Genomic DNA, 19,199 nt, shown 5'->3' with positions numbered 1-19,199 from the left:
ACCAGTCAAAGCTATCTCATGCAATGGATACAGACCAATAAGCAAATAACAAACTCATAATCAATATAATATGAAATAGCAGCAGAAAGTCTCAAATAATTGTGTGATACGCTAAATCGAAGTTTTTTCCAAAAAAAACCGATTTTCACTAAGTGTTATCCCCTACTTGTCCGTATACATACCCAAAGTCTAACATTTATAAATAACATTCATGATGAAACGAAAACACATTTTTCTGGCAGCACTTGCCTTGTTGTTGGTATCAGGAAATCCAACAATATGCCGGGGACAAGAACTGGTCACCTATCCGGCTCCCGCATCCGAAGAAGTTACAATGAAACAAGACTTCACTGTCCAGGTAAAAACACCGGAAGGCGAATGGAAAAACGTAGATACGTATGCCGTCAAGGTAAAAGCTCCCGACAACGTAGAACTCGCCTCTTTGGCTTATTTCGACTTTTCCGGTACGGTAGAAGTGAAAGTCACGGCAAACGCATCGGTTGAACAGGCACGTATCCGCCCCCTCTCTTACAACATCCTGCCCGATGTAGACGGGCGCAGCATCACGTTCCGACTGGACAGGCCGCGCAATCTCTCGGTAGAGGTAAACGGCGATATCTTCCATAATCTGCACCTCTTTGCCAACCCCATCGACACAAACCGTCCGGCAAAGCCCCGGACGACGAAAGACTTCATCTACTTTGCACCCGGCGTGCACCAATTGCCGGGCGATACGCTCAACGTCCCATCAGGAACCACAGTCTATGTAGCCGGAGGTGCGGTAGTAAAAGGATGCATTCACGTCAAGGATGCACACGATGTGAAAATAGCAGGCCGAGGCATTGTGCATCCCGACAAAAGAGGAGAAGGAATCAGGGTAAGCCGCTCGCGCAACGTAGAGATAGAGGGACTGATTACCACCCAATGCCCCACCGGTGAGTCGGAACATGTCACCATCCGCAACGTCAAGGCTATCAGCTCATATGGCTGGGGAGACGGCATGAATGTCTTTGCCAGCAGCCATGTCCTGTTCGACGGAGTGTTCTGCCGGAACTCAGACGACTGCACCACCGTCTATGCCACCCGTTTAGGATATAAAGGCGGATGCCGCCACATCACCATGCAAAACTCCACGCTTTGGGCAGACGTAGCGCATCCCATTTTCATCGGCCTGCATGGCGATTCGGGCAAATTCGAAATCATGGAAGACCTGAACTATGTGAACATAGACATCCTCGACCATCATGAAAAACAAATAGATTACCAGGGCTGCCTGGCAATCAATGCGGGCGACAACAACCTGGTGCGTAACGTACGTTTCGAGAATATCCGCATCGAAGATTTCCGCCGGGGACAACTGGTCAACCTCCGCATCTTCTATAATAAGAAGTATTGTACCGCTCCCGGAAGAGGCATCGAGAACGTCCTGTTCAAGGATATCACTTACAACGGCACACATGCCGAACTGTCGCACATCATCGGCTACGACCGCGACCGCCTGGTAAGAAACATCCGCTTCGAGAACCTCCGCATCAATGGTACGGTTATCTCCGACGACATGCCCGGCAAACCTGCATGGTACAAAACAGGCGATATGGCACGGATTTTCATCGGCGAACATGTAGAAAATGTGACATTCAGCAAATAAGGTGATGCGGATCGGGATTCACCACAGAAGACACAGGTACACAGAATCTTTTAAATTTTTATGAATGTCCGCATCTTGCCAATTAACTTGTAGGGGCAGGGTTTGCCTGCCCGAATACATCCACGCAGGCGAATACGGACGGGCGAACCCCGCCCTTACATTGGCTCATTGCGGAATTCAATAAATAATATCTCTACCGACCAAAACATTATAAGCTAATTGACTTATAAAACGGGGAAATAAGTGATTTGGCTTATTATGATGCGTTATAAGTCCTTAGTCTTATCTCGTCTAACTATCTATTTTGAAAAGTATCTAGTGAAATCAAGAAAAGACACGCAACCAAGAGCCCCCGTAAACGAACATAAGTGATACGCCTGACTCACTTATGTAAATCACCCGACTCACTTATGTTAAACGGGCAACTCACTTATGTTCGTCAAAACACATGCTTTCCTTTTTCGATTGACCATAAATGCTACGGAAAGTAATATATACTGCATCCGCAGTTTCAGTGCACTGAAACTGCCGGAGAAGATAACTTCATCGGCAGATGCAGTATATATTACTTTTCAAGTGCCATAAAAGCACTGCATTACAGGAAAATTTCGTATATTTGTCGAGGAAGAATCTAAAATCCGAAAATATGAAACAGAAGATGATTGCTTTAAGCTTGGCAACCCTTGTCCTATGCGGATGCGGAAGCGCATATCAGACTACTTCCACTCTGGCTGGAGCTTCGATAGGAGGAAACGTAGGAGGAGCCATAGGAGGACTGGTAGGAAGCAACCGGCACTGGGACGGAGGTTATCGGGGTTCGGCTATCGGCACACTGGTAGGCACCTTGGCAGGAGCCGCTATCGGAGGAGCCATCAGCTCGGCACAAGAACGTAAAGCGCAGCAGGGTTACGTGGTAGAAGAGAACCATGACTATGCCCCACACCCGCAAGACGCACCGTCAAGCGTAAGCTATCTGCAAATACGTAACATCCGTTTCATTGATGAAAACCGTGACCACATCATCCAGGCAGAAGAGGGAAGCAAAGTCATCTTCGAAATCATCAATACCAGCCAAGAGACGGTATACAATGCCGTACCGATTGTACAGACCGACAACAAGCGCATATACATATCACCATCGGTCATGATAGAACAGATTGCCCCACACGACGGCATCAAATATACCGCCCACCTGAAAGGAGGGAAACGCTTGAAAGACGGCAAAGTGCTTATTCACATTGCTATAGCCGACTACGAAGGTAATGAATACGACTGGCAGGAATTTTCGCTCCCCACCAGCCGATGAATCAGTTGACGCGGTGACGAGTTAACAAGGTGACAAGGCCCTGAATAGTTTTGCCAACAATATCCGACATTCCACCAATTCGTTAGCTTGTCACCTAAAAAACCTTGTCAACTCGTCAACTTGTCAACTCGTTACCTAAATCCTTGTCAACTATTTCAAATTATCGATGAACAGCAGCAAACGGTTGATGATGTTTACATCGCTTACACCACTATCGAAATCGAGCGATAACAGATTCAAATCGGGGAAGAAACGCTTCATCCGTTTTTCGATACCTTTCGATACGATGTGATTGGCAATACAGCCGAAAGGTTGCAGACTGATGACATTGTCCACTCCTCTACGGGCGCACGACATCACTTCGGCTGGAAGCAACCAGCCTTCACCAAACTGCGCACTGAGCGTTATCACCCGGCGTGCCTCTTCCGCCTCGGCAAATATATCTTCGAAAGGTGTATAATAACGGAACTTGGCAGCCGTACGGTTAACCTTTTCTATCTGCTTGCGGATATGTGCATACGCCAGTCCATGGATGAACCGGAACAAAGACTTGCGCGTCAGATGTTCTTCTTCGTCTGACCTGCTGTTGACAAAACTCTGCATAAAGAAATCAAGCAACAGTGGAGGGACAACTTCAATACGGCGTTCGATCAGCCAATCGACAATATGCCTTTGTGCAAAAGGATTAAACTTCAGGAAAATCTCTCCCACCACACCCACTTTCGGGCGTTCTTCATCGCTGCAAATCTGATTGAAATCATTGGCAGCCAACGAAAGATAACACAGCAAATCCTCTGCCTTACCGTCCAAAATGAACTGTGTCCCGGCATTCAAATACAATGTGCGCAGACGTGCAGCTTCGCCCGGCTTCCGCTCACGCACCACCGAAGCATAATAAAACTTGGCAATGCAGTCGGTATAAAGAATAGCATACATTGCCACAGGCAATAACTTGAACCAGTTGATTTTGAATCCGGGCTGACGGTTCTCTATGGCATTGCCAAAAGTGAACGACACCACCGGTACGTCTGTATATCCAGCCTCTACCAATGCTTTCCTGATAAGCCCGACATAATTGCTTGCCCGGCACTGCCCTCCTGTCTGTGTCATGGCAATCGCCGTGTGATGTGGGTCGTATTTTCCACTTTTGAATGCCTTGATTACATCACCTACTATCAGTGTAGCCGGATAACACACCTCATTATTGACATATTTCAATCCCCATTCGCATGACTCGGTATCGCTCAACGGCAAATTTTCGACATCGTATCCAGCCACCTTCATTACTGCCGGAATCAAGGGAGAAAGGAAAGGCGTAAAGAAAGGAATCAGTATCTTACGTTTCCGGCACTCGTCTGTAAACACAGGAGTCGTTTGAAAAGGTTCTTCCGGAAGTTTCTTTCCGGTCTCATTTCCAGCCAGCTTCAGACTTTCTATCAACGAACGGATGCGCAGCTTCATCGAACCGACATTATTGATATCATCCAGTTTGAGCAATGTCAATACCTTATGATGACGTGCCAACAGGTTTCGCACTTCATCGGTAAGGAAAGCGTCAGGACCACATCCAAATGAAGTGAACTGCACGAATTGTACATCTGTATGTGCAGAAGCCCATTCGGCAGCAGCCAATATCCGGTTGGGGAAAGACCATTGCGCCAAAAAATGTACATCGCAAGCCTTTATGTTACTGTGCCTCACTATATCATCGGTAATGACATAGATACCCATGCCGGCAAGCATTCCGGAAACTTTATGTTGTATCAATTCGTCCGTATGATAAGGACGGCCGGCAAGCAGAATGGTCAAAGCATGTTTCTCCTTTGCCTGACGGTAAACCTCCTCATTGTAGGCAACCAACTGACGGATATAGGCATCTTGTGCCTGTACAGCAGCCTCGAAAGCCTGTCTGATAGTACGGTCGTCTACTTGCAGACTACGGAGGTAATTCTGGCACTGTATAAACAACAGCTTCCGGTCCTTGAAACCGATAACGGGAGAATCTACCGGCACAGAAGTATCCTGTACACTATGTATTACTGCCGAATAGCCGGTCACAATCGGGCAATTGTAACTATTTTGCCCATCTTCTTGTCCTTCGTATACCACAAACGGCATGAAAATCCGGTCGACCTGCTTGTCTATCAGGTTCTGGATATGGCTGTGTACCAGTTTGGCAGGAAAACAAATATTATCGGACATCACCATACAGGCACTTGCTTCGTACCGGGAATAATTGGAAACATCGGACAAACAGACCTGCATTCCACAAGCTGCAAACAAAGCATGCCAAAACGGATATTCTTCGTACATGTTCAGGCAGCGGGGAATTCCTATTTTCAGCCTGGGACAAACCACATCGGATGTACGATTGAAAAGCAAGGCACTCTTATACTCGTAAGCGTCCATCCCCTTCCCGACCGCATCAGTTCCCTGATTGGTAAAAACTTTTTCACACCGGTTTCCAGAATAATACTGTGCCCCATTGTCAAACTGATACCGAATGACCAGACACTGATTGTCGCATCCTTTGCAATGCAACAGACGAGATGTATAGGAAGCCTTCGCAAGCATATCTTCCAACGTAACAGATGATACTGCCGGATGCTGTAAGGCATACCAGGCACACCCCAAAGCTCCCATCAATTCGGGCATGTCGCAGCGGGTCACCTCGGCATCTGTCAACAGTTCCAGGGCACGCACTATAGCATCATTCCGCATCGTGCCCCCCTGTACCACAATGTGCCCCCCCAATGCTGAAGTATCTTTCAATTTCAGCACTTTATAAAGACAATTCTTCACGACCGAATAGGCAAGACCAGCAGCTATATCACCCACCGTTGCTCCTTCACGGAGTGCCTGTTTCACTTTAGAATTCATAAATACCGTACATCGGGTTCCCAAATCACAAGGAGAACCAGACAGACAAGCAGCATCAGAAAAGTCCTCCAAAGAATATCCCAGTGTACAAGCAAATGTCTCGATAAACGAGCCACACCCCGACGAACAGGCTTCATTGATTTCAATACGGTCAATAACACCATTATTCACAAAGATGGCTTTCATATCCTGTCCGCCTATATCAAGAATAAACGATACATCCGGATTCAGGTAATGTGCTGCCAAATAATGGGCAATGGTCTCCACAATGCCATGCTCCAGGTTAAAGGCAGCTTTGATAAGATCTTCTCCATAGCCTGTAGAACATCCGCCTTTGATATGTAACACGGTATGCCGTTCGGCGCACATACGCTGCAATTCTTTCAATCCGTTTTCTACAGCTTGTATCGGATTGCCTTTATTAGGAGAATAGTAGGAATATAAAACCCGGAAATCCGAATCGGTCACAACAATCTTCGTAGTAGTAGATCCGGAATCAATACCCATAAAAACATCCAAATTTCCTACAGGCAATTCGGAACGCCTCACAGCATGGCTGGAAATACGCGCTTTCCATCGAATATATGCCTCGTTATCGGCAAAAACAGGCACCAGATGCGAATGAGCAGATGCCTCATCCGGCAGTTTTTTGTCCAAGCGGGCTATCAACGAAGATAGCATGTAAAGTGTTTCCTGCTCCCCGCACGCCAATGCAGCCCCCAATGCCGGCAATAGTGTTCCATTTTCGGGCAATATTACATCGCTTTCAGAAAGTGAAAGGTATTCTGTGAAAGCTTTCCGAAGAGCCGGAATAAAGGTAAGCGGTCCTCCACAAAACAAAACCGGAGCAGCAATGGTACATCCATGTGCCAATGTAACGACCGTCTGTACCGCCACCGCATGAAAAATAGATGCAGCTATATCGGCACGATTCACATTCTTAGCTATCAGATTCTGAATATCGGTCTTACAAAACACTCCACAACGTGAGGCTATGGGATAAATACGTACAGCCTGCAAAGCCAGTTCGTTCAACTCATCGATGCTTACTCCCAACAATACAGCCATCTGGTCGATAAAAGCTCCTGTACCTCCGGCACAATTGCCGTTCATACGTAAATCTGCAGCTTTCCCTTCCTTAAAAAACACCACTTTCGCGTCTTCACCTCCTATATCAACCATCGAAGCAGTCTGGGAATAATCGTGGTGAATGGCTTTGGTGGCCGCTACAACTTCCTGAATGAAATCAAAAGCATAGCGTTCTGCAAATCCCATGCCTACCGAACCTGTTATCTTTAGCCTGATTTCCCTATCCCCGACCTTTGCCTGCAATTCCTGCAAAAGGATGATTAAAATTTCTTTTGCACGGGCATGATGTCTTTCATATTTCGAAAACAATATCCGATCCGTTTCATCCAAAGCCACAACTTTGACCGTAGTAGAACCTATATCAATTCCTATTCTAATCATAAACCATCTTCCTTTTTACAATGCAAATATCGCACATTATCCGTTGACAACGCTTATCCTCCACGAATGAAAAATGTTCAATATTTCACATTCAGCCTCCTTACACTTACTTTGGCATACGGCATTTCCTTTCCTCGTGGTCTAATATTCAGAAGCTGTTTTGAATTTATCGTGCGATGATTTGGGATGAGTTTTTGAGGCATTTTCGCTTCTGTGATGAGGAAGATAGCGGGCTATCTGACGAAGAACAGGAGCGAAAAAGACCAAAAAATCGCCCAAAGCACACACGAAAACGTATACATCAAGACAAGAAAAACTTTTTGGAGAAATTCAAAACAGCTTCTCATATAAAAAGGAACCATGACAAATGTTCCGTCATGATTCCTTCCTCATATTTCCGCACATTGTCCGATAACGGACCTACAACTATCAATTAGCCATTTCTGAAATGAACTTGATGCGCACCAACCGGATTTCTTCTTCCGTATAATCACCTCCCAGCTCACTCATGGCATCGTCTATCTTGTCTGTAGTAGACTCTTTGAAATAATCATAAATATCAAGCATGTGGTCTTCATCCATGACTTCTTCCAAAAAGTAATCGATATTCAGTTTTGTGCCAGAATAGACTATAGCCTCGATTTCATCAAGCAATTCATTAAATTCGATTCCTTTTGCTACAGCTATGTCATCAAGCGCTACTTTACGGTCAATACTTTGAATAATAGAGACTTTCAGTTTCGACTTATTGGCAACTGTACGCACACGCAAATCTTCCGGACGGTCGATTTCGTTCTCCTCGCAATGCTTCTTGATCAAATCGCAGAACTCCTGTCCGTAACGTTTAGCCTTACCGGCACCCACTCCCGGAATATTCTGCAGTTCCTCCAATGTTATCGGATAGATGGTAGCCATTGCTTCCAACGACGGATCCTGAAATATGACATAAGGCGGTACATCCAGTTTCTTTGACATCTTCTTGCGCAAATCTTTCAGCATAGAGAACAGCACCGGATCAACGGCACACGAAGCACCGCCGCGCATCGGCACGTCTTCGATTTCTTCTTCATCGAAATCTGTATCTTCTACAATCTTGAACGATTTAGGCTTCTTCAAGAACTTGCGTCCCTCAGCCGTCACTTTCAGCAAGCCATAGTTTTCTACATCTTTACTTAAATATCCGGCAATCAGCGCCTGGCGAATCACGGCATTCCACAACCTTTCTTCTTCGCCCATACCCGAACCGAACACTTCCAGTTCTTCGTGTTTGTGCGCCAATACCTCGCTTGTCTCTTTTCCCAAAAGGATATCAACAATATAATCTTGTTTAAAGTTTTCTTTAACTGCAATGATTGTTTCAATCACTGCACACAATGAATCCTGAGCCTCCACTTGTTTCTTCGGATTTAAACAGTTATCACAATTACCACAATTATCTTCTGTATATTCTTCACCGAAGTAATGCAACAACACCTTTCTACGGCACACTGATGATTCGGCATAAGCTGCAGTTTCCAACAGTAATTGCTTTCCAATTTCCTGTTCGGAAACAGGCTTTCCCTGCATAAATTTTTCCAATTTCTGCAAGTCTTTGTTCGAATAGAACGTTATACATTGGCCTTCCCCTCCGTCACGTCCAGCACGCCCAGTTTCCTGATAATACCCTTCCAGGCTTTTCGGCATATCATAATGAATTACAAACCGGACATCCGGCTTGTCTATTCCCATACCGAAAGCAATGGTGGCAACAATCACATCAACGTCTTCCTTCAAAAAAGCATCCTGATTGGCATTCCGTGTAGCCGAATCCATACCGGCATGATAAGGACGCGCCTTAATGCCATTTGCCTGAAGGATTTCGGCAAGCTCCTCCACTTTCTTCCGGCTCAAACAATAAATGATACCTGATTTTTCCGGATTCTGCTTAATGAAACGGATAATATCCTTGTCTATATTATTGGTCTTAGGACGTACCTCATAATACAAGTTCGGACGATTGAAAGAAGACTTGAACTCAGTTGCATCCACCATCCCTAAATTTTTCTGGATATCCATTTTTACTTTAGGTGTAGCCGTTGCCGTCAATGCTATCACCGGAGCTTTTCCGATTTCATTGATAATCGGCCGAATACGGCGGTATTCCGGACGGAAGTCATGTCCCCATTCAGAAATGCAGTGCGCCTCATCAATTGCATAAAAAGAGATTTTTACATGCTTCAGGAAATCAACATTTTCTTCTTTCGTCAATGATTCGGGAGCCACATACAACAACTTGGTTTTTCCAGCCAAGATGTCCGACTTCACCTGATCAATCGCTGATTTCGTGAGTGAAGAATTAATGAAATGCGCTACTCCATCTTCTTCGCTGTAGTTGCGCATCGCATCTACCTGATTTTTCATCAGAGCAATGAGCGGAGATATCACGATAGCCGTACCTTCCATCAATAAGGAAGGCAACTGATAACACAAAGATTTCCCTCCACCGGTAGGCATTAACACAAATGTATCTTTGCCTGCCAGCAGGTTACGAATAATAGCTTCCTGGTTTCCCTTAAATGTATCGAAACCGAAATACTTTTTCAATTGTGCTGCTAAATTGATGTTTTCCGCCATTGTCTCTTCATTTTAAGTGATGTTAGTATTCAAGTTTTTCAAGAGAATAATTCCTTTTTCCTCTTAACAAAGTTATAAACAAGTTTTGATATTATGCAAATTTCTTAGGAATAAATTCAAGAAAAAACTACTTTTTTCATCACTTTCCATGTTTTTAAGCCATTTGAAGACGCGAGATGTTCGCTTTTCCCATCTGTTCTTTCGCATAATCGAGCGTCACGACAAAGGTATCCACCTTGTGCGAAGGAACCTCGAACATCGTGTCCATCATAATGGTTTCCACGATGGAGCGCAAGCCGCGGGCTCCCAACTTATACTCGATAGCCTTATCGACAATATATTCGAACACCTCCGGCTCGAACTCCAATTTCACGCCATCCATTTCGAACAATTTGATATATTGCCTGATAATGGAATTCTTGGGTTCGGTCAGAATGTTGCGCAATGCCGTACGGTCCAACGGGTTCAGATAAGTCAGTATCGGCAAACGTCCGATAATTTCAGGAATCAGGCCGAATGACTTCAAGTCTTGAGGTGCAATATACTGCATCAAGTTCTTGCGGTCGATATTCACCGTATTCTTTGCTGCACCATATCCTACCACGTGCGTATTCAGGCGTTGGGCAATCTTACGTTCTATCCCATCGAACGCCCCTCCACAAATAAACAAGATGTTCTTTGTATTTACCGGAATAAGCTTCTGCTCCGGATGCTTACGTCCGCCCTGGGGAGGCACATTGACGATAGACCCTTCCAAGAGCTTCAGCAAACCTTGCTGAACCCCTTCACCACTGACGTCACGGGTAATAGAAGGATTATCCCCCTTACGGGCTATCTTGTCTATTTCATCAATAAACACAATACCTCGTTCTGCCTCGGCAACATTGTAGTCTGCTACCTGCAACAGGCGGGTGAGGATGCTTTCGATATCTTCGCCCACATAACCGGCTTCGGTCAAGACCGTAGCATCGACAATGGTAAAAGGTACGTGCAGCAACTTGGCTATGGTGCGCGCCAGCAATGTCTTTCCAGTTCCGGTGCTTCCTACCATTATGATATTCGACTTCTCGATTTCCACATCATCTTTGCTCTCGGGCTGCAACAAACGCTTGTAATGATTGTAAACAGCCACCGAAAGGTAACGCTTGGCACTATCTTGCCCGATGACGTATTGGTCAAGAAACTCCTTGATTTCTTTCGGTTTCGGTAAATCCTGCAAATTCAGATTCAAACCGTTTCCTTTCTGGCGAACAGCTTCCTGTACGATTTCATGCGCCTGTTCGGCACAACTGTCGCAAATACATCCGTTGACCCCCGTTATCAAAAAGCCCACTTCATTTTCCGACCGTCCACAAAAGCTGCAACGCCGTTTGCCTCTTTGATTCGTTTTATCTTCCAATTTTCTTGTTTTTTAGTTGAAAAGTCAACAAGCTGGCAAGACTTCTTAATTACCATTCAGGTCTTTGCCAACTTGTTATCTGATACTTTGTTTACTCGTTAATACTACAATACCGGTTTACGCGACAACACTTCGTCAATCATACCATATTCCTTGGCCTCTTGTGCTGTCATCCAGTAATCACGGTCCGAGTCTGCCCATACCTTATCGAAATCGGTATGCGAATGTTCGGCGATAATCGTGTACAATTCTTTCTTCAATTTCTGTATTTCACGTGCCGTAATCTCAATGTCGGATGCCTGACCCTGTGCTCCTCCCATCGGCTGATGAATCATCACCCGTGAATGCGTCAACGCAGACCGCTTGCCTTCCTTGCCAGCCACCAGCAACACCGCAGCCATCGAAGCAGCCATACCGGTACAAATGGTAGCCACATCACTACCGATAAACTGCATTGTGTCATAAATACCCAGACCGGCATATACCGACCCGCCCGGAGAATTGATATAAATAGAAATGTCTTTACCCGAATCTACTGAATCCAGATATAGCAGCTGTGCCTGCAAGGTATTGGCTGTATAATCATCAATCTGGGTTCCGAGGAAAATGATGCGGTCCATCATCAAACGCGAGAACACATCAAGCTGCGTCACATTCAGCTGACGTTCTTCCAAAATATAAGGATTCAAATAACCTGCCTGCGACTTGATTACGTCATCAAGCACCATGCTGTTCATGCCTAAATGCTTGACAGCATATTTTCTAAAATCATCCATTCGTCTATTAAGTTTTTAATTGTGTTTTAATCTGAATAAAAAGAGAAGCTTTTAAACTGGCCTCTTCTTTCCGCTTGGGCAAAAGTACAAAAACTTCCACTCACTTAACGGAATGCCAAATTAAAAGCTCCTCTTTTAGCAAGTTTTAGCAATTCGCCTTCACCACAGGAAGGAAATCACTCAAACATCTTATTGAATTCTTCTGCCGAAACGGCCTTGTGGTTTAATGTAACCTGTGCTTTCAATGCTTCTGCCAGCTTGCTTTCCACAGCACGGTTTACCAAAGCTTCCACACTTTCGCGTTTCTTCAACATTTCCTTCGAATAGTTATCCAGCAGTTCATCCGGAACATTGATCATGCCATACTGGGCAAATTGAGCACGAGTAGCTTCCTTGGCCATTTCGTTAATATCTGCCTGTTCTATTTTAATTCCGTTGGCAGCCACCAGTTTTTCCTTAATCAGGTGCCAAGTCAGTTCTTCCAGGCTCTTCTCATAGTGTTCTGAAACGAACTCTTCGCCTTTATCCTTGTTGTTTTCCAGCATGATGCGCTTCATCAACTCATCAGCGAACTTCAATTTTCCGATTTTTCCGGATACATACGAGCGCACATCAATCAAGAATTTATAATCACTGTCTGCTTCGTATTGCTTGGCAATGGTTTCCTTGATTTGTGCACGGAATTCCTCTTCACTATGCACCTTGCCTTCACCCAAAACCTGATCGAACAGTTCCTGATTCAAGTCTCCCGGAATCATACGTGTAATCTCTTCTATCTGGAAGCTGAAATTGCCGGTATGTGCACCCACTTCTTCTTTCTTGATTTTCAAAAGTGACGACAATTCGGCTTCATTGTTGTCGAAAGCAACAGACGGGTTGAACACCAACACAGTATTCACCTTCGCACCGTTGAATACAGCCTTCTGGTCATCATTCTTCATATAAGTAGGCATCATTACTGCACCTTCTACCTGAATGCCGCCTTCTTTGGTATTTCCGTTTTCATCCAATTCGGCAAGCAAACCTTTCAACAAATCATTGTCCTGATAGTCTTCCACCTTTTCATATTTGGCCGTACGCTGAGTATACAACTTCACCTGTTGGTCTACCATCTCGTCTGTGACATTGATGTCGTAATAATCAATGGTATCAGCAGCCGACAAATCTACTGTAAATTCGGGAGCCAAGGCAATATCGAAAGAGAATTCAAAGTTTTCGTCATTGGCAAAATCTACATTGCTTTCTTTGGGAAGCGGAGCGCCCAACATATCCACTTTATTTTCACGAATATATTCGTTCACCTTTTCCTGCATCAATTTGTCAACTTCCTCTACCAATACTGACGTACCATACTGCTTCTTGAGCAATGTCATCGGAACCATGCCTTTGCGAAATCCCGGCATATTCACGTTCTGACGAAGCTTTTTCAATGTTTTTTCTACTTTTTCCTGATAGTCAGCTTTTTCAATCTGAACGGTAAGCACCGCGCTCACCTTGTCTACATTTTGCAATGAAATATTCATTTCCGACTTATTGTTTTAATTACTACTATATTTCCTATTCAATTTTTGAGGTTGCAAAAATAGTGTTTAATCTTACAATAACCAAAAAGTCAACGTAAAATTTCACAAAACACCTGGCAGATAATGCTATTCGCGTATATCTCTCATCTGAAAATCTTTCCGGCGGAGCACAAAACTGTTACTCAAATATTTCTCACGCACAATCTTGTTGGCCGCCAGTTCCTCGGGTGTGCCTTGAAACAAGATTTTACCTTCGAACAACAGGTAAGCCCGGTCAGTAATGCTCAATGTTTCCTGCACATTATGGTCGGTAATCAGAATGCCGATGTTCTTATCTTTCAATCTCCATACAATATGCTGGATGTCTTCTACAGCAATAGGGTCGACTCCGGCAAAAGGCTCGTCCAACATGATAAACTTAGGGTCGATGGCTAAGCATCGGGCTATTTCCGTACGCCGACGCTCTCCCCCTGACAACTGGTCCCCCAAGTTCTTCCGGACCTTCTGCAGACGAAATTCGGCTATAAGACTTTCCAGCTTTTCCTTCTGATACTCTTTTGAAGTCTTGGTCAGCTCCAATACTGAAGCGATATTGTCTTCCACGCTCATCTTCCTGAATACGGAAGCTTCCTGCGCCAGATAACCGATACCGTTCTGCGCACGCTTGTACACCGGATAGCTGGTTATATCCTGGTCGTTCAAGTAAATATGTCCCTCATTGGGCACAATCAGTCCCGTCGTCATATAAAAAGAAGTGGTCTTCCCTGCCCCGTTCGGTCCCAGAAGCCCCACGATTTCCCCTTGCTTCACATTAATGGAAACGTGGCTCACCACGGTACGCTTGCCATACTTCTTCACCAAATTCTCAGTACGAAGCACCATACGTCCGTCAGCCGGAAGCTCGAAATTGCCTGTAGCCTGTTGCTGGTTTTCCTGTTCTGCCATATTGCTCTAAAATTCGTTTGCGTGATAAAAATCTTCGGCAAAAGTAGTAAAAAACTTGGGTTATGTGGTCATTCGCCCTAATTTCCTCTTCCCTTTTATTATAATATAGCTAAAAAACCGTACTTTTGCACTAAAATCAGACTTGAATAAGATATGGTAAAGCCAATTTCAAACTTCGGAAAATACATCATGCTGATGGGCAGGGTATTCGCCCGTCCTGAACGGTTCAGGATGTATTTCAAACAATACGTCAACGAAATGGCACAGCTGGGCATCAATTCCATCGGAATCGTCCTGCTGATTTCCTTTTTCATCGGCGCAGTCATCTGCATCCAAATCAAGCTCAATATAGAAAGCCCTTGGATGCCACGTTTCGTGGTCGGCTATACGACCCGTGAAATCTTGTTGCTGGAATTTTCCTCCTCCATCATGTGTTTGATTCTTGCCGGAAAGGTGGGCTCGAACATTGCATCCGAACTGGGAACCATGCGCGTCACCCAACAGATAGATGCACTCGACATCATGGGCGTAAATTCGGCATCGTACCTGATTCTCCCTAAAATAATCGGACTGATGACCATGATTCCCCTTCTGGTGGTATTCAGCATCTTTGCGGGCATTATCGGAGCCTTCTGTACTGCCTGGTTTGCCGGCATCATGAATGCCACCGACCTGGAATATGGTATCCAGTACAGTTTCGTGGAATGGTATGTGTGGTGCAGTTTCATCAAGTCGTTGTTCTTTGCTTTCATCATCGCCAGCGTTTCGGCTTTCTTTGGATATACAGTCGAAGGCGGTTCCATAGCAGTGGGTAAAGCAAGTACCGACGCTGTAGTATCGAGCAGCGTACTGATTCTGTTTTCCGACCTGATTCTAACCCAATTACTCAGCTAAAGCGAAACCAATCATGATAGAAATAAAATCAATATACAAATCTTTCGAAGACAAGAATGTGCTGGAAGACATCAGCTTCACTTTCGAAAACGGGAAAACCAACCTGATTATCGGACAGAGTGGCTCGGGAAAAACCGTGCTGATGAAATGCCTGGTAGGACTGCTCGCTCCCAATAAAGGTGAAGTATTATACGACGGGCGTAACTTTCTCACAATGGACAAGAAAGAAAAAAAATCATTGCGCAGAGAAATGGGGATGATTTTCCAAAGTGCAGCTTTGTTCGATTCGCTCACCGTACTGGAAAACGTGATGTTTCCCCTCGACATGTTTTCCAACAAGAATTACAACGAGCGGGTCAAACGTGCCCAGTTTTGTCTGGACCGGGTCAACCTGCTTGATGCCCAAAAGAAATATCCCGGCGAAATAAGTGGAGGTATGCAGAAACGTGTGGCAATCGCCCGTGCCATTGCTCTTCAGCCCCAATACCTGTTTTGTGACGAACCCAACTCCGGACTGGACCCGAAGACATCGCTGGTAATTGACGAGCTGGTACACGACATTACCACAGAATACAATATGACCACCATCATCAACACCCATGACATGAACTCGGTATTAGGTATCGGCGATAGCATCCTTTACATTTACCAAGGGCACAAGGAATGGGAAGGCAACAAAGACCAGGTATTCAGTGCCACAAACGAACGGCTGAACAATTTCATCTTTGCTTCCGACCTGCTTCGGAAAGTGAAGACCGAAGAGGCCTCGAAAGTAAAATAACCTTTGCAAAAGAAATGAACCTATGTTCATCAGCCCACGAACTTATCTTCGCCCGCTGATGAACATAGGTTCATAAGCATACGGACCTATATCCGCCCATATCATCTTTTATACTTCCAGTTGTATTTCATCACCAAGTCAAGGAATGTCAAAGAGGCTTCCTTCATCCGGTTCTCCATTGTTGCAATCCGATTCTGGATGTAAATGTAAAACACATAAAGCACAATGGCCGCAACCAAAGCAAATATCATAGGAAACAGAGCCGTACGTATATTCCCCGCCATATCCGATACCGAAAATCCACCGGTATAGCAAAGAGAATCAAAAGCCATAGCCATACCAATTACTGTGCCCAATACGCCTAACGCCAACGTCGTGACAATAAACATCCTTATCCACAAGCACCTTTTCTTCAGATTACCCGATTGTACTTCCCGATAAGAAACGACCATCCGTTCTACCACATCCGAGTCCTCATCGATTCTCGACAAGCCGTGATAACAAACAGCCGCTACTGGTCCACGCGTGTTATGACAAAGATTCGTAGCTCCTTCCACATCACCTTTTTCCAATGCAGACGCTACTTTTTCCATCAATTTCCGGATATCGATATCCGCCAAGCCCAACGACAGGATACGCTCTACGCAACAAGCCAAGCCTAATACGAAAGCAATGCCGACCAATGACATCAAGCCAGAATCTCCTTCTTTCCATCCTGAGGTCAGAACTCCGGGCACACCTCTTTGCCCAGCGGTCTCAACTGTGTCCTTGTCCATCACCTCATACTCTTCCGCTTGTTCGAATCCCTTGCTAATATCTGCATCTTGAGCCCTTGCAGAATGAACCATTCCCAATGACAGAATACCTGCCACCGCGAAAAATGCAAAAAACTTCTTCATCTTGGATTTGTTTAAAGATTCATATAAGACCTGATAAATCTTACCTTGCTGCGGAGAGAACGGGATTCGAACCCGTGATACGCTTTTGACGTATACACGCTTTCCAGGCGTGCCTCTTCAACCACTCGAGCATCTCTCCTTGACTCTTATGACCGTATCTTAGAAATTCGTGTGCAAAAGTATTCTTTATTTTTGGTTTTGCCTAAGATTTGGCGTACAAAAGTCTTCCAGCAAAGATGAATTTAATATATTTTAAAAACTTTCAGTGCGTTTGCTGATGTCACAGAGGCTATTCCAGCCATCGGGACTCCATAAATCTCAGACAACCTCTCTGCTACTTTCACAATAAATGCACTTTCGTTCCGCTTTCCCCGATAAGGCACCGGAGCCAAATAAGGCGAGTCGGTCTCCAGCACCAAACGCTCTAATGGCACCGACGATGCCAATACAGCCGGTAAGGTACTCTTCTTGAATGTCACAACGCCATTTATCCCCAACATAAAACCGGGATAATCCAACAAGCGGAGCGCCTCTTCCTCTGTACCTGTAAAACTATGGAAAATACCTGTCAGACTCTTTTTGTCATACCGCGAAAGCACTTCCAACAATTCGGAACAGGCGGCACGGCAATGGATGACCAACGGCAAACCATACGTCAATGCCCATTCTATCTGTCTGTGCAACACCTCTACCTGCTCTTTCAGGTAAGTCTTGTCCCAATACAAGTCAAGCCCCACCTCTCCGATACCATAAAACCTCCAGTCTGAATGCAACCACCGTTCTACACGCTCCAGACGGATTTTCCAATCAGCATCTACCGATGTGGGATGCAATCCAATCATCGGATAACATCCTTCATGTTCGTCGCACAAAGCCAGCATCTGCTCTACCGATGCATCATCAATGTTGGGCATAAACAAACGTGTCACTCCTGCTTCACGGGCACGAATCAATGCCAGTTCGCGGTCTCCGTCAAACTCTTCGACAAACAAGTGTGTGTGTGTATCTATCAAATGAACCATAACCCCTCCTTTCATTTATCCGGTTACAGGTTACGGTGCATCAGACCGACTACAAAATCCAACAGATGCCGCTTGTTCTCCTGCGGAACCTGCACCTGTTCCAATAAACGCATCCCTTGCCCGTAATAATCTTCTATCTTCTTCTGGCACAGTTCTCCGATTTTCTCCTTATTATATATAGCCGTCACAGCAGCTATCTTTTGTTCAGGCATATAATCTCCGGCAGTAATCCAGTGCATCAGTTCGGTACGGGTTCCGGCATCAGCTTGCTCGAAAGCCGTAATCAGCATAAAGGTTTTCTTGTTGCAAAGAATGTCTCCCCCGATATTCTTACCAAAGACTTTCGGATCGCCATACACATCCAAATAGTCATCCTGCAATTGGAAAGCCAAGCCGATCTGGATGCCGAAGTCATACAACTTCCGGGCATCTTCCTCGGATGCACCTCCTAAAATCGCCCCTATCTTCAACGAACCCGCCAACAACACCGAAGTCTTCAAGCGTATCATCTCAATGTATTCATCTACCGACACATCATTACGGTGCTCGAATTCCATATCCCATTGCTGCCCCTCGCAAACTTCCAGTGCCGTTTGCGAAAATACTTCCATTACCGGTTTGACATACTGCGTAGGACAATCTTTCATCAAGAACTGATAAGCCAAGATAATCATGGCATCGCCCGAGAGAATTGCCGTATTTTCATTCCAACGCTTATGTACCGTCGGCTTCCCTCTCCGCTTGTCTGCCTTATCCATCAAATCATCATGCAAAAGAGTAAAATTATGATATGTCTCCAGTGCAGCAGCCTGCGAAAATACAGCCTCCACATCTTCCTTATATAAGTTGTATGCCAATAGCAACAACAATGGACGGATACGTTTTCCGCCAATGGCAAGTACATATTCTATCGGTTCGTACAAACCTTTCGGGTCGCGCATATAAGCCAGTTTTTCCATATACACATGGAAAAGCCCTTGCATTTCTTTCGTGGTCAATTGTTTCATAATTCTTTGGTATAAATAATGCTCCGGAATACTCCG

The 19,199-nt window shown here is 45.0% G+C and carries 14 protein-coding genes and 1 tRNA gene; 5 read left to right on the top strand and 10 right to left on the bottom strand.

The window, feature by feature from the left end:
- Nucleotides 1–214: 214 nt before the first annotated feature.
- Together B5G04_RS11485 and B5G04_RS11480 are read left to right on the top strand one after the other, a co-directional pair.
- Complete coding sequence (locus B5G04_RS11485) at nucleotides 215–1,648, top strand: glycosyl hydrolase family 28 protein (RefSeq protein ID WP_087397367.1); 1,434 nt, start codon at nucleotides 215–217, stop codon at nucleotides 1,646–1,648.
- Between the two features lie 646 nt (nucleotides 1,649–2,294).
- Nucleotides 2,295–2,954, top strand: a complete 660-nt coding sequence (locus tag B5G04_RS11480; protein ID WP_022040074.1) for a hypothetical protein — start codon at nucleotides 2,295–2,297, stop codon at nucleotides 2,952–2,954.
- A 150-nt stretch (nucleotides 2,955–3,104) separates the two neighbouring features.
- On the opposite strand, the gene B5G04_RS11475 is transcribed toward B5G04_RS11480, so the two are convergent.
- Nucleotides 3,105–7,304 carry an acyl-CoA dehydratase activase gene (locus tag B5G04_RS11475; RefSeq protein ID WP_087397241.1) on the bottom strand — a complete coding sequence of 1,400 codons (4,200 nt, stop codon included), beginning with the start codon at nucleotides 7,302–7,304 and terminating at the stop codon, nucleotides 3,105–3,107.
- A 176-nt stretch (nucleotides 7,305–7,480) separates the two neighbouring features.
- Here B5G04_RS11475 and B5G04_RS19865 point away from each other — a divergent pair, with 176 nt between their 5' ends.
- Nucleotides 7,481–7,741, top strand: a complete 261-nt coding sequence (locus B5G04_RS19865; protein ID WP_158100097.1) for a hypothetical protein — start codon at nucleotides 7,481–7,483, stop codon at nucleotides 7,739–7,741.
- Here the strand turns inward: B5G04_RS19865 and recQ are convergent.
- The 5 genes from recQ to lptB all read right to left on the bottom strand — a co-directional run bounded on the left by recQ (nucleotide 7,734) and on the right by lptB (nucleotide 14,560).
- A complete protein-coding gene (recQ, locus tag B5G04_RS11470) occupies nucleotides 7,734–9,917 on the bottom strand; it encodes a DNA helicase RecQ (protein WP_087208545.1) in 2,184 nt (727 codons plus the stop codon). The genes B5G04_RS19865 and recQ overlap by 8 nt on opposite strands.
- Before the next feature lie 154 nt (nucleotides 9,918–10,071).
- The gene (clpX, locus tag B5G04_RS11465) at nucleotides 10,072–11,316 is read right to left on the bottom strand and encodes an ATP-dependent Clp protease ATP-binding subunit ClpX (RefSeq protein WP_022040077.1); all 1,245 of its coding nucleotides are present in this window, start codon (nucleotides 11,314–11,316) and stop codon (nucleotides 10,072–10,074) included.
- Nucleotides 11,317–11,420: 104 nt separating this feature from the next.
- Nucleotides 11,421–12,092: an ATP-dependent Clp endopeptidase proteolytic subunit ClpP gene (gene clpP / locus B5G04_RS11460; RefSeq protein WP_022040078.1), complete on the bottom strand. Its 672-nt coding sequence runs from the start codon at nucleotides 12,090–12,092 to the stop codon at nucleotides 11,421–11,423.
- Nucleotides 12,093–12,268: 176 nt separating this feature from the next.
- The gene (gene tig, locus B5G04_RS11455; protein ID WP_087397239.1) at nucleotides 12,269–13,615 is read right to left on the bottom strand and encodes a trigger factor; all 1,347 of its coding nucleotides are present in this window, start codon (nucleotides 13,613–13,615) and stop codon (nucleotides 12,269–12,271) included.
- Between the two features lie 126 nt (nucleotides 13,616–13,741).
- Complete coding sequence (gene lptB, locus B5G04_RS11450) at nucleotides 13,742–14,560, bottom strand: LPS export ABC transporter ATP-binding protein (protein ID WP_022040080.1); 819 nt, start codon at nucleotides 14,558–14,560, stop codon at nucleotides 13,742–13,744.
- A 153-nt stretch (nucleotides 14,561–14,713) separates the two neighbouring features.
- Here lptB and B5G04_RS11445 point away from each other — a divergent pair, with 153 nt between their 5' ends.
- Nucleotides 14,714–15,454: an ABC transporter permease gene (locus tag B5G04_RS11445; protein WP_022040081.1), complete on the top strand. Its 741-nt coding sequence runs from the start codon at nucleotides 14,714–14,716 to the stop codon at nucleotides 15,452–15,454.
- 13 nt (nucleotides 15,455–15,467) lie between these two features.
- On the top strand, nucleotides 15,468–16,235 hold the full coding sequence (locus B5G04_RS11440) for an ABC transporter ATP-binding protein (protein WP_022040082.1): 768 nt from the start codon (nucleotides 15,468–15,470) through the stop codon (nucleotides 16,233–16,235).
- 101 nt (nucleotides 16,236–16,336) lie between these two features.
- On the opposite strand, the gene B5G04_RS11435 is transcribed toward B5G04_RS11440, so the two are convergent.
- From B5G04_RS11435 to B5G04_RS11420, 4 genes are all read right to left on the bottom strand, one after another.
- Nucleotides 16,337–17,134 (bottom strand): MotA/TolQ/ExbB proton channel family protein, encoded by a 798-nt coding sequence (locus tag B5G04_RS11435; protein WP_022040083.1) that lies wholly within the window; start codon nucleotides 17,132–17,134, stop codon nucleotides 16,337–16,339.
- A 51-nt stretch (nucleotides 17,135–17,185) separates the two neighbouring features.
- Nucleotides 17,186–17,273, bottom strand: a tRNA-Ser gene (locus B5G04_RS11430).
- A 103-nt stretch (nucleotides 17,274–17,376) separates the two neighbouring features.
- Nucleotides 17,377–18,156, bottom strand: coding sequence for a TatD family hydrolase (locus tag B5G04_RS11425; RefSeq protein ID WP_087397237.1), 780 nt, complete (start codon nucleotides 18,154–18,156; stop codon nucleotides 17,377–17,379).
- Between the two features lie 23 nt (nucleotides 18,157–18,179).
- Nucleotides 18,180–19,163: a polyprenyl synthetase family protein gene (locus B5G04_RS11420; protein WP_022040085.1), complete on the bottom strand. Its 984-nt coding sequence runs from the start codon at nucleotides 19,161–19,163 to the stop codon at nucleotides 18,180–18,182.
- Nucleotides 19,164–19,199 lie beyond the last annotated feature (36 nt).

Origin of the sequence: Bacteroides sp. An51A (assembly GCF_002161565.1) — a bacterium.
GTDB classification, from domain to species: domain Bacteria; phylum Bacteroidota; class Bacteroidia; order Bacteroidales; family Bacteroidaceae; genus Phocaeicola; species Phocaeicola intestinalis.
The sequence above is the reverse complement of the archived record's forward strand: the minus strand, read 5'-3'. Positions and strand labels throughout refer to the sequence as shown.